We start from the raw sequence: 12,525 nt of genomic DNA, 5'->3' as shown, positions 1-12,525 counted from the left end.
AAATCCTGTCGCGGGTCTCTTGGGAATCGTGGCGGCTTGAGTTTTACAAAAATGTAGGAGCTATTACAAACAGGAGAAAACCGCCAATGTGACGGTTTCTGTAGGAACTCCCACGTTTTTTAGAAACTTGCGGATCCTTTAGAGATATTCTTCTTCGGGTTTTGTGACGAGTAGTAGTTTTCGGAATCTTTTTGGAAAGGGTTTGTCCAAAAACTGAAAGCCGTCATTGAAAATTCGTTTTTCAAAGGGGATAATTTTTCGCAATCCTCGCCGGGGAACGGACTTCGAAAATCCGGTTTCAAGCGTTTTTTCAGCAAAAATATTTCGGGACAAGGATTATGAATGCTGAATTCTACGGTCTTACGACAGGTTTTGAACATAAACAATCGTTGCCAAAGTCCCTTCTTCCTTAAAGATTGGATTCCGTGATGCGACGCTTCTTAAGGGATTTCGACTCTTGCAGAAATATTTCGATATTGTCTTTAAAAATCCGTCCGGGAAAAATAGCACCCGGAATTTACTGTGGAATTCCCTATGTTAAGAACGACAGTGTAAAGTTTTCTTTATATTGAGTTGTCGGTCGTGTTTCGGAAAATAAAACAGAAAGCTTTTGAGTAATCTTTTTAACTATCAATTTGAACTGAGGAAAAAACCGGCCTATGATTTCTTATACAGTCTATAAAATGATTCATATTTTTGGAATTCTTCTATTGTTTACCGCTCTCGGAGGAATTACGCTTCATGTTCTGAATGGGGGTACGAAAGAATTTTCCAATCGCAAAATTGTAGCCATTACACATGGAATCGGCCTCTTTTTAATTTTGTTAGGTGGATTCGGAATGTTGGCAAGACTTGGGATCATCTGGCCTTGGCCGGGGTGGGTGATTGCAAAATTTGCGATCTGGTTGACGTACGGCGGGCTTTTGACGGTGGTTTATAAAAAACCTGCCTTGGGAAAAATATTTTGGTTCGGATTTCCTCTCCTTGGCCTTCTTGTAGTGTATGTCGCAATTTACAAACCGTTTTGATTTCTATTCACCTTCGAAAATGAAACTAAGAAGTATAATCTAAAACATCTAAGGGGATTAAAAAATATGGCAAAAAAAACATCCACGGTAAAAGGGATTTCCAAGAAAAAGAAAGATACTTCGATTCGATCCATCAACGATTTTCTAGGTTCTAGGGATCTACCTCATCCGGTAGATCGTCTGGAAGACGTTCGAAGAAGAGCTCGCAAATTTCGGGAGAAAATGCTCTCCGGTCCTCAAGTGATTTTTTACAGGTCTTACGATTTAATCAGAGTTCCTTATCCTACACGTTATGCACTTTTAAATGCTTACAGTCTTCCAACTCCGTACATGCATATTCTCAATCGATTATTCATCATCCAGTATAAAACTCAGGAAGGAATCAAAACGCTTTTATTTTCTCCTTCGGATTTGGATGGAAATACGGAGACCCCGTTTTTTAAAAGACTTTCCGAATCTTTCGGACCGTTTCAATCCATCGGAAGAAAGATCATCGCACCGATTTTAAGCACAGTGGAAGAATGTCTGAAAGACGCGGGGATTTCTCCCGAAAAAGTCGATTATATTTCTTATGATCACCTTCATACACAGGATATCCGTAAGTGGTTGGGAGCAAACGGAGAAAAAGGCTATTTCCCGAACGCAAAACTTTTGGTAATGAAACAAGAATGGGATTCGGTTCAGGGACTTCTTCCTCCGCAAGCCGATTGGTATTGTCCGAATGGAACCGGAGGAGTCGCAAGTGATCGGATTCTGGTCTTGGACGGAGACGTTTCGTTGGGACAAGGAATCGCTTTGATACGTACTCCGGGACATACTGCGGGAAACCATTCTCTTGTGGCTCATACTCCCGAGGGAATTTTTGTTTCGAGCGAGAACGGGGTTAGTGCAGATAGTTATTCTCCGTTAAAGTCCCGGATCCCGGGAGTAAAAAAATACGCGAAGACGACCGGTATGGAAGTCATCTTAAACGGAAACACGCTCGAAAGCGGGTTGGAGCAATATATTTCCATGGTTCAAGAAAAAGAAATGGCGGGAATTTCTTCCAGGAATTCGGACTTTTACAACGTTATGCCTTCTTCGGAAATGACAAGTTACTGGTTGTTTCCAGGGACGGCCCCTACTTTTAGTTTCGGAAGATTGTCTTTCGGTTCTCCGGTGATTTAAGGGAAATGAAAAATGATTTTATTCATCACAGGTTGTGCGGGTGGCCTTGGAAAAAAATTAGCAGAAGAAGCTTTTACCGCCGGGCATTCGATTTTAATCACAGACATCAATGAGAAGGAACTTAAAAAATTCGCGGCTCCCTGGAAAAATGAGAAAAATCGGGTACTTGTTTCCAAGCTTGATGTAACTTCTCCTGCCGATTGGAAAAAAGTAATGGATCTTGCGATCAAAAAATGGGGTAAGATCGATGTACTTCTCAATGTTGCAGGTTATTTGTTGCCCGGCTATATTTATGAAGTCCCTCCGAATCATATCGATCGGCATATCGATATCAATACAAAGGGAGTTATGTACGGAACGAGGGAGGCCGCAACTAAAATGGTAGAGGCAGGGGCGGGGCATATCGTAAATATCGCTTCCTTGGCGGGAGTTGCTCCGATTTCCGGAATTTCTTTATATTCTACCTCCAAGTTTGCGGTGAGAGGTTTTTCCCTTGCGATTGCTCAAGAATTGAGAGAAAAGAATGTTTATGTTACGGTCGTTTGTCCTGACGCGATTAAAACTCCGATGCTGGACCTACAAAAGGATTATAAACAGGCCTCGATGACTTTTTCCGGGGGTAGGATTTTAACGGTGGAAGAGGTTTCTAAAATCATCCTCGGTAAGGTTCTTGCCAAAAGGCCGCTTGAAATTTTGATCCCTAACGGTCGTGGTATTCTTGCAAAGATCGGAAACCTATTCCCTGCAACTGCCGCAATCTTGGGCCCGATTCTCCGAAAAAAAGGTCTAAAAAAACAATTTGTTTATACCAAAAACTAAAAATCTATCTCAAAATCTGAAAAGAAATATTTCTAAACGGTCCGGTAAGTTTTTAAAAGAATGTAGGAGTTCCCACGTTTAAAGGACTAATGACAGTGTTGTGGCAATACCACTCCCACAGAAGACGGAACAGTTTTGGAACAAACTCTTTTGAATTTGTTCATAAAATCATAATTTGCGGTATCTCACATTTTAAGAATAAATTTACAAAGTTCAGATTCCAATTTGTTTTTAGAAAAATAAATGTTCTTACTTCAAACTCACGTTATTTATTAGCTTTCGAATAAGAGCCGGTCTCAAAACCTTAGGAACGTAGGAGCTATTACAATCTTAAACGACGGGAGAAAACCTTCAATACGACGGTTTCTGTGGGAACTCTCACGTTTTTTAAAAACTTGCCGGATCGTTGAGAGATATTTTTCTTCAGGTTTTGAGACGGGCTCTAAGTTCCGTTGTTAAATTTCCGTCGTAATTTCTACATTTTTGTGAAACTCAAGGTATCTCGCTTCTTCTATGTTTCTTATATCAAACCCTTTATTTTTTATATAAATAATTCCTGTAATGTATCTTAAGGGTCATGTTACAGGTTGAGTTTCACTCTAAGAGTAACTTGCGACGAAGTTAGAAAGTAACCGCCCAACGAACAACATTTTTTCAATATATGTTTAAACGTATATACTACAGGAATGAAAAAAACAGGAATCGACTGGGCAAACGGATTTCAAGAATTAGCGAGAAGCGGACTATCACAGCCAGCTTACTGCAAAAAACGAGGCTTTTGACTTACAAAAAGTATGATTTTCTGATAGAGAAAAAACTACCAAGCCTTTTCACCACCTCGCTTTGCGACTCGTAGGAAGCAATGCTGTTTTAGTTTTCCCACCGACATTCTTAACTCTGTCGATTCAAGAATATCATACTCGGAACCGCCTTATGTTCAAGAATCATACTTCTTGATGGGCGCAACATAATAGAGTTGTTGGCTTTTTTGAAAAAGATCTAACATTCTAACTTTTAAAATAAACTTATTACAATATTCTTTTCATGCATCCGAGTTATAACGGTGAAAAGACAGTTTAAAAATCCATAAACTTTCCAAAAAAAAGAGAAACACAATCTGTAGGAACTGCTACATATTGCTATTGGCGACTTGACAATTGTGATTTCTCTTCAGGTTTCAATACAAACTTTTAGATACACATTTTACAAAGAACGATGTAGGAAAATTCGGAATCTTTTTTAAAATGGATTTAGAATTTAACTGGTCCTAAACTTTTTACGGATATTTTTAAGGGCTTCTTGCCTTGATTTTTCTCTGACCGAAGATCTTAGGTTCCTTTTTACCGGTAAATAAGATTCAGTACTTGCCAAAGTTTTGTGTCCTAGAAAATCCTTCACGTGATTCAAGGACGAACCGTCGGCGATCAAATGTAGAGCTCTACTATGTCTGAGAGTGAAAACGGTTATTGGACTTGAAATCCCGGAGTTTCTGCCTATTTCGGAAATGATTCTTTCCACGTTTCTAGATGTCGTATGAGATCCTAAACTTTTTCCCGGAAACAGATATGTGCTCGAGGAAGAGATGACTTCTCTTTCATATTTCTTGATCAGAGTCCCTAATTCTGCAGGGATTTCTACAGTTCTAGATTGGGAAAGAACCGGAACTTTGATGTGAATCGATTTCCTTTTTGTATCCAAATGAGCCCATCTAAGAGTAATTAATTCACCGACACGAAGGCCTCCGAAATACACCAGGCCGCACATTAACTCGTGTTTCGCGTTAGATGACGCAGTTTTTAAAATACTCTGCATTTCTTTATAAGTAATTGCATTCGGATTGTTATATTCTCGTACGGGTCTTTGAAAATCCTGAAATAGATTCATTTTCATTACGTCTTCGAAAAACATTTTCAAAGAACTTACGTTGATCTGAATGGTAGAAGAAGATACTTTTCTCTTCCTTAAATGATCCATATAACGGTTCAAATCCTTCACAGTGATCTTTTCTGCGGGTTTATCCGCAAAATGAAGAAAATCTAAGTTATATTTCATGTAAGTATAAGCCGTAGCTTTTTTATAATTTCTCTGGCGGATAATCTTTATTAGTCTTTCAACCGAGTGTTTGTTCTTTTTTGGAACGTCCAATTCTGCCATCTTTCTTCCCTGCCAATTTAGTAATGAGACTCGTGAGTTGCTTTTATATGATTTTAACATTCTTTTTCTAAAAGCTTTGGAAAAAGGGAACCAAATATCGCCAAAATGTGTCAATTCAATATTCGATTTTGTGCAGAATTCTAGAACAAACCTCTTCCACCTTCAAATCATCTATTTCAAGATAATAATCCGAAACACTTCGATAATGGGGCAATCGATTCTCTACTATGCTCCGATAAGAGTTAATTGCACTGAGTGGAGGGCGAGTAGGGTCGTTTTGAATCTTTTCCACTAAAATTTCCGTGGGCTTGGAAAGCCCAAAAACGACCGCAATGGATTTTAAAAGATCAATTTTGCGGCTACTAGGGACCTCTTTCCCTTTGGTATCCAAATCAAATAGAATACCACCTCCACAATCTAAGATAATTCCACGGGAGGTTTTGAGTTTTACTAAGATCTGGAACTCTAAGTCTCGAAAAGTTTTCCAATCTCCTTCATTTTCTTGAATGAATTCCGGAATGGAAATTCCTCCCATCTCGTAAACTGCAATCATGTCCGTAGATACTACGGGCATTCCTGTTATTTTAGAAAGCTTGCGAGAAATTTTGGATTTTCCGACCCCTCTCGGACCGATCAGAGCAAAATTTTTTCTCAAGCCTGAATCAACTCGCGGATGTGTTTCTGTATTTCCGGAAGGGCCGTATAGTACATTTGTACATCAGAGTCGGTAGTTCCTATTATTTGCAAGGCCTTATTGGAAATCGGGGTGGATAAGCCTGCAATGTCAATTCCTACTCCCGCTGCTATGGAAATCGAATGAGCTACATGAACTACGGATACCAATTCCTGAAATTCTTTTTCATTTTCGGGTTGGCTGTAGTTCCGTGCCACATGAATCAATTCTTTTGGAAAATTCCATTTTTCTAATAATTTCTCACCCACTTCTTCGTGGGAATATCCGAAATGTTTTCTTTCTAATTCTTCGAACGAAACAGAATGAGTTTTTAATTCTTCCCTAAGGTTGGCGATCACGGCGGGAAAAAAATCGGCGAGAATCACTTTTCCTATATTGTGTAAAAGACCGCCAGTAAACGCGAGGTCCAATCCGATTTTAAGTTTTTTCTGCTCACAGATCCTTTTGGAAAGTTCCGCTACTGTGAGAGAATGAATCCAGTTATCTTCCGCTTCTATCTGATAACCTTTCAGATCTTTTTTAAGAATTCCTCTCGCCGCGGTTAGTAGGATGATATCCTTTACCGTTTTGATTCCTAAAGTCATTAGAGATTCTTGTACGGTTTTGATTGGTTTTGCCGCTCGATAATAGGCCGAATTGGAAAGTTTAATTACATCGGCTGTCAAACCCGGATCGTGTGAAATTTCCTTTGCTAGATCCGGAATCGCTACATCTTGTTTTTGCACCATTTGCATTACTTTCGTAACTACGGACGAAATTCTAGGAAGTTGAGCGTCGTTTAAAAAAAGTTGGTCTATTTTTTCTTTCATCTTTTCTTACCTGACCTTGTAGAGATACTTTTCAAACCCGCCTTTTTTTAAAAGAACCCGGCCGTCGTCCAAATACAAGCTGATAGTTCTACCGTCGTTCCCTCCGACATCCTCTAAGATTAAAGGAATTTTACTTTGCTCCAAAATAGTTCTGGCGATAAGAATGTTCTGTTCTCCGATGTTTTGTAAAAAACTGGATTGAACTCCTTTGAACATGGAGGCACCTCCGAAGAGTCTTACCGAGTATTCTCCGTGGTTGCAGCCCATTTCGCTCATTTTTTTGATCAAGAGAGGAATTGCAGTCTCTGCGTATTTGAAAGGATTCTTTTGTGAATCTTTTCCGCTTGGGTCTTTGGAAAGCATAAAGTGAGCCATTGCTCCTATCTTTTTGTCAGGAGCGTAAAATACCACCCCGATGCAAGAACCCAGAGTGGTTCTCAAAATTTCGGGAGACTGTGCTCCCTGCATATCGGCGATTCCTACGTTGACTACTTTTGATCCTTTTGTCAGCATTTGTATCCCGTTTCCCGGTCATTTTAGTTATAAAAGTGTAACAAGACTTTATAGGAGGCTCTCGAATTCTTCAATACTTTTTTGAGACAATTTGAAGAAGTAGATGCTTTTGAATCTAAAAACGGCAGAATTTCATTTTACTCTCGGATATTAATTCCATATATTGCCTTTGGAATGGTAAAAGCGGCACTTAAAAGTAAGATAAAATCCGAACACAAAAAAAACGTCTCCGGCTCGGAACCGATTGAAACGTTTAAACTGGACAAGACGAACGTAACGATTCTTGGGACTGCACATATCAGTCAAAAGAGTATAGACGAAGTTCAAAAAATCATCCGGAAAGAAAAGCCGGACATGGTTTGCGTTGAACTTTGTAACTCCAGAATGCGTTCCCTTAAGGAAAACGAACACTGGAAAAAATTAGATATATTCAAAGTTTTTAAAGAAAGAAAGATGTATCTTCTCCTTTCAAGCCTTATTCTCTCCGCGTTCCAAAAAAAACTCGGTAAAGGTTCTATTCGCCCCGGGGACGAGATGAGAATGGCGATCGGCGAAGGTGAAAAAATCGGCGCTAGAATCGTTCCAATCGATCGAGAAATTTCAACGACTCTCAAAAGAGCCTGGTGGAACATCGGAATTTTCAATCGTATGTTTCTTCTTTCCGCGCTGTTGGCTTCTCTTTTTGTGAAAGAGGACGTCTCCGAGGAAAAAATCGAAGAGATGAAATCGGAAGATGTTCTCAAGGATCTTTTTTCCCAACTTCCGAAACGCTACGAGTCTATTAAGAACGTAATCATCGACGAAAGGGATTCCTATCTCGCTCAAAAGATTCGAGACGCCTCAAAGGAAGGGAAGAAAATTTTTGCCGTAGTCGGCGCGGGTCACTTGCAAGGTATCATGAATCACGTCTGGGAAGAGAGGGATATTTCCAGTCTCGATCATTTACCTCGAAAAACGGCTCTGGATCGTTGGAAAGGTCTTTTGATTCCGGGAATTTTTTTCGGTCTGATTTTAACCGTTTTCTATTTCGGAGGCAGACAACAAGGTCAGGAATTAGTTCTTCGTTGGATTTTAGTCAAAGGCGGGCTTGCCGCATTAGGTGCTATTATTTCTCTCGCGCACCCTCTATCCGTGATCCTTGCGTTTCTTGCGGCTCCCGTAGGTAATTTTAATCCGATTATCAAGCCGGGCTGGGTTGCCGCGTTATGCGAGTCTTGGTTGCGCAAACCACTTGTCGAAGACTTCGAAAAAATCGCCCAGGATTCGGAACACTGGAAAGGATATTGGAAAAATAACGTGATTCGTATCTTTCTTGTGTTTATGCTTCCTCAAATAGGGAGTAGTATCGGTACGTTTATTGTAACTGCAGACTTATTCCGAGTTCTTAAGGGATTGATGTGATTTCCGAGCTTCGGAAATCTAAGGCCATTTTCTTTTTGATTTTGGCTTGTTCCGGAGCTTTTTTCGCAATTCATTCCGAACCGTCCGCCGAATTCGAACCGAATGCGGTAATGAAAGGATGGAATCTTCAACCGTATCTAACGTATTACGAAGACAAATCGGGGGAACTTTCTTTTTCCGAGATTCAAAGTATCTTTCGGTCTGGGAAATCGATTCCGCTGTTCAATACTAACCTCGGATACTCTGATGCAGCGATTTGGGTTCGGATTCCGGTTTCTAATTCGGAAAAGAGAACAAAAAATTGGGTTCTTCTATTCTCTTATTGTCTGATCGACTCTTTGCAGTTTTATTCCGTTCGAAACGGGCTTTCACCTCTGGTGGTTTCTGGAGATAAACTTCCGTTTGCAACGAGACTTGCAGAAAATCGGAATTTCCCATTTCAATTGAGCGAACCTCCTCTTTCCAAAAATGACTATTATATTCGAATCGAATCCAAAAATTCGCTTATTGTTCCCTTATCCGCGTATTCACGGACCCAATTTTTGGAGCAAACCGCAAAAGAATATACCGTCCTAGGTTTGTACTACGGAACGATGTTTGTGATGTTTATTTACAATCTGTTTCTTTTGATTACGATTCGAGATATAAGTTATCTTTATTATAGTATATTCATATTTTTTGATATTCTGTTCCAGATGACTCTGAACGGTTTGTCCTTTCAGTTTTTATGGCCTAATAATCCAAGATGGGGGAACGTAAGCCTTCCGTTTTTTATGTTTTCCGCGCTTCTTGCGGCGTGTTTGTTTGGAAAATCCTTTTTGGAATCTTCTAAAATGACTCCGATCACGAACAAATTTTATTATCCAATCATAGCGATTTGTGGGTTCGGTTGTGCCGGTTCTTTGACTTTTTTCACTTATACGTTCAGCGTGATTTCAAGTATTATCGTTCTTTTGATTGTTTTAACTTTGCTTTTGACCAACAGTCTTCAATGTGTATGGAAAGGACATCGCCCAGCTCGATTTTTCCTAATGGCTTGGTCCGTTTTGATTTTGGGGAGTTTTTTGTACGCGATGAGTGCCTTTGGAGTGTTTTCAGATAACTTTTTTACTCAATGGGGCTTGCAGATTGGATCCGCGATTGAAGTCGCTCTTCTTTCTTTGGGATTGGCAGACCGGATCAAACAACTTTCCTTAACTTTAGAAATGCAAATGACTAGTTTAGGCCTTTTGAAGCAAAGACACGAACAATCTGCAGTTCAGTATAAAAATTTATACGAAGGCGAGGAAGATTTTCTTTTCGATTTGGATTTCAACGGAACGATTACAGGAAGTAATAAGTCTATCTCTACGTTTTTAGGTTTTAAATCGCAGGATGTGATCGGTAAAAATTTTTTTGATCTAGTGTATAAAACAGGGAGTTTGGAGGACGTATTCAAGAAATTGTATGTAATGGAAAAGATGGAAGAGTTGTATTCCACGAGAAAACCAGTTTATTTCCGAGTCGATTTCGTTCAGAAATATCTGAAGGAGCCGAAAGAGTTACAGGTTCGCCTTCAAGTTTTGGAACACAAATACGGTCGCGATATCTTAGGAAGAGCTTTTGAACCGGATCGGGATCTGATAGGGAGATTTCTAGATGAGGAAAGAATCGTGTTCTCAATGGACAATTCTCTTCAAAACGCGGAACTTCTGAGTCAGAGACTTACGTTTAATCTTATACGTTTTACTAATCCTGCTGTGGTTTTTTCGATTCGGACGGGCCTTAGAGAAATACTCGTCAACTCGATTGAGCACGGAAATCTTAATATATCCGACGAAGATAAGACCAGATCCTTAAAAAGTGGAAATTATTTTCAATTTATCCTAACTCGTCAGAATGATCCACATTACAGGGATAAAAAAATTCTCGTGGAATATTTTCTCTCCAGTCAAAAGGTGGGTTATAGAATTACGGATGAAGGGAAAGGATTCAATCACGCGAGAATTGTTCGGAATGCTCTTTCTAAAACGAATGAAAACACGACTTTACGGACTAGAGGAATCGCGTTTGCACTTTCCACTTTCGACGTAGTGAAATTCAATTCTACAGGGAACCGAGTTACCTTGGTTAAGTATTTCTAAATGAAACATTTTATTTTTGTAATATTATTTCTTTTGTTATTTTTCGTAGATTGTACGGTTGCAGGACGTTCTTCGAAAAAGAATCTTCCGAAACCTTTAGGCGTGGTCTTGCAGGAAGTTTCCACCGCGCTCAAAAAACAGATCAACCTCAACCGACAAACTTATTTTCCCCAAAAAAAAGGCGCGTTAAAACTTACGGTTCTCCCTTTGTTAAATGAAAACGGCTTGGTTACCGTTTTAGGAACCACGATTTCCTCTCAACTTCTGCCACAAATGTATGAACCGGAAAAGATTGCACTTGTGGAAAAGTCTCAATTGGGGCGACTCATCAACGAGCAAAGTTTTCAAAAGTCCGGATTGGTACTTTCAGATCAAAATTCGGAGATCGGGAAATTATCGGGAACGGATCTTCTACTTTTGGGAGTGGTCCAATTCAACGATCAGACATTTTTACTTCAATTGAGAGTCGTATCTCTTCAGTCGGGAGAAATTCTTGCCTTGTCGGAATCCGTCTTTGATTCGGACGATACTCTTTACAGTCAGTATCGTTCTATTACTACGGCTCCTTAGAGCCGGTCTCAAAACCTGAAGAAAAATATCTCTAAACGATCCGGCAAGTTTTTAAAAAACGTGAAAGTTCCCACAGAAACCGTCGTATTGAAGGTTTTTCCTGTCGTTTAAGATTGTAATAGCTCCTACATCCTAAGGTTTTGAGACCAGCTCTTAGAAAGTTCATAGGGTAAAACCTCCACCCTTCGGGTCTTCTCGTGATATAACAGACAATGTTCGGAGCTTATTCTCTCATATATTTCGCCTAACGCTTATTCTTTTTCGCTACCGACTTCTTTTTGCCGGAAACCGAAACCGGCTTTTTTCTAGACACATTTTTCGTTTTGGAGCGAACAACCTGCGGATTCACGACGGACTTCGTTTTTCCTTTGGGGGTCTTTTGATCTTTTGCCGTAACATTTTTTTTAACGGGTGGTTTTGATTTCAAATTACGTTTTTTCGCCGATTTCTTTTTTACCGAAAGATTTCCTTTTAAAGTTTCGGATTGAAATATTTGTAACTGGGCTTTTGTTATAGGAATCGTTTGCTTTTCGAATTCCTGCGCGACCGCACTCGGATAATGGAACGAAAGAAATTCTAAAATCGTTCGAATATTTTCCGCTTTGCGAACTTGGTTGTAGTTTCCTGGGATATCGAACCAAAGATCTCTTCCTTCGCCATAAATGGAAGAAGAAGCTGGGAGAAAGATAAATTCTTTTAAAGGTGAAAGAGGATGAAAACGGTCCATGAATAAAAAAGTTTTAAAGAGTTCTTTCAAATACTCGGAACCGTAATATAAACCGCTTAAGGGAAAAATGGAAAACAAATAACTTCCTCGAAACGGAGTTCCTAAAGTTACGAGTCCTCGGATTTTCTGACGGCTTCGATCCGGAAGTAACAAAGTCAAAAGTCCGCCCGTATTGTGGGCAAGTAGAACGGATTTAGAGGGAATTTGATCCATCTGTTTTGCGAGAATTTCCACGGCTTTTTTCGTGTTGAACAAAAAAGGAGGGATTCTCAGAATTTTAGGCTGATACCCTTTCAATTCTAAAGCCTTGTGTAGCTTGGAATAAAACAAAGTTCCCGAAAGATAACCGGTTACGATGTAAATATCTCCTTTGGAAAGACTTGGATCCGCACTCGAGGGGAATAACGAAGAAATTAAAGAAAACATGAATTCTAAAATTTCGGAAAGGAAATAAAAAAACGTTCTAAGAGTAGGTAGGATTTTTTTCATGAGAATGGCTTGAAGTTATGGAGTGAAAAGA

General features: G+C 39.6%; 11 protein-coding genes. 6 read left to right on the top strand and 5 right to left on the bottom strand.

The window, feature by feature from the left end; translation table 11 throughout:
- The first annotated feature begins 659 nt into the window (after positions 1-659).
- The 3 genes from CLV95_RS09310 (at position 660) to CLV95_RS09300 (ending at position 3,014) form a co-directional block, all read left to right on the top strand.
- On the top strand, positions 660-1,028 hold the full coding sequence (locus tag CLV95_RS09310) for a hypothetical protein (RefSeq protein ID WP_002732124.1): 369 nt from the start codon (positions 660-662) through the stop codon (positions 1,026-1,028).
- A 66-nt stretch (positions 1,029-1,094) separates the two neighbouring features.
- Positions 1,095-2,195 carry an MBL fold metallo-hydrolase gene (locus CLV95_RS09305; protein ID WP_002732109.1) on the top strand — a complete coding sequence of 367 codons (1,101 nt, stop codon included), beginning with the start codon at positions 1,095-1,097 and terminating at the stop codon, positions 2,193-2,195.
- A gap of 12 nt (positions 2,196-2,207) precedes the next feature.
- Positions 2,208-3,014: an SDR family NAD(P)-dependent oxidoreductase gene (locus CLV95_RS09300; protein WP_002722184.1), complete on the top strand. Its 807-nt coding sequence runs from the start codon at positions 2,208-2,210 to the stop codon at positions 3,012-3,014.
- 1,257 nt (positions 3,015-4,271) lie between these two features.
- Here the strand turns inward: CLV95_RS09300 and CLV95_RS09290 are convergent.
- The 4 genes from CLV95_RS09290 to CLV95_RS09275 all read right to left on the bottom strand — a co-directional run bounded on the left by CLV95_RS09290 (position 4,272) and on the right by CLV95_RS09275 (position 7,184).
- Positions 4,272-5,168: a tyrosine-type recombinase/integrase gene (locus tag CLV95_RS09290; RefSeq protein ID WP_002722257.1), complete on the bottom strand. Its 897-nt coding sequence runs from the start codon at positions 5,166-5,168 to the stop codon at positions 4,272-4,274.
- A 115-nt stretch (positions 5,169-5,283) separates the two neighbouring features.
- On the bottom strand, positions 5,284-5,823 hold the full coding sequence (locus CLV95_RS09285) for a shikimate kinase (protein ID WP_002722209.1): 540 nt from the start codon (positions 5,821-5,823) through the stop codon (positions 5,284-5,286).
- Positions 5,820-6,671 carry an HDOD domain-containing protein gene (locus CLV95_RS09280; RefSeq protein ID WP_002722244.1) on the bottom strand — a complete coding sequence of 284 codons (852 nt, stop codon included), beginning with the start codon at positions 6,669-6,671 and terminating at the stop codon, positions 5,820-5,822. The genes CLV95_RS09285 and CLV95_RS09280 overlap by 4 nt, the downstream gene beginning before the upstream one ends.
- Positions 6,672-6,677: 6 nt before the next feature.
- Positions 6,678-7,184, bottom strand: coding sequence for a chemotaxis protein CheD (locus CLV95_RS09275; RefSeq protein ID WP_002722220.1), 507 nt, complete (start codon positions 7,182-7,184; stop codon positions 6,678-6,680).
- Positions 7,185-7,358: 174 nt separating this feature from the next.
- Between CLV95_RS09275 and CLV95_RS09270 the strand changes: the two genes are divergently transcribed.
- The 3 genes from CLV95_RS09270 to CLV95_RS09260 are packed head-to-tail and all read left to right on the top strand — an operon-like array spanning position 7,359 to position 11,278.
- Complete coding sequence (locus CLV95_RS09270) at positions 7,359-8,585, top strand: TraB/GumN family protein (RefSeq protein ID WP_026054827.1); 1,227 nt, start codon at positions 7,359-7,361, stop codon at positions 8,583-8,585.
- Positions 8,582-10,708, top strand: a complete 2,127-nt coding sequence (locus CLV95_RS09265) for a 7TM diverse intracellular signaling domain-containing protein (protein WP_107694931.1) — start codon at positions 8,582-8,584, stop codon at positions 10,706-10,708. Before CLV95_RS09270 ends, CLV95_RS09265 begins: the two co-directional genes overlap by 4 nt.
- A complete protein-coding gene (locus CLV95_RS09260) occupies positions 10,709-11,278 on the top strand; it encodes a CsgG/HfaB family protein (protein ID WP_002722249.1) in 570 nt (189 codons plus the stop codon).
- A gap of 244 nt (positions 11,279-11,522) precedes the next feature.
- On the opposite strand, the gene CLV95_RS09255 is transcribed toward CLV95_RS09260, so the two are convergent.
- On the bottom strand, positions 11,523-12,494 hold the full coding sequence (locus CLV95_RS09255) for a hypothetical protein (protein WP_002722178.1): 972 nt from the start codon (positions 12,492-12,494) through the stop codon (positions 11,523-11,525).
- Positions 12,495-12,525: the final 31 nt, after the last annotated feature.

The sequence above is a fragment of the Leptospira borgpetersenii serovar Javanica genome, assembly GCF_003046425.1.
GTDB lineage: Bacteria > Spirochaetota > Leptospiria > Leptospirales > Leptospiraceae > Leptospira > Leptospira borgpetersenii.
Note: the sequence above shows the minus strand (reverse complement) of the source record. Positions and strands in the feature narration are given on the sequence as shown.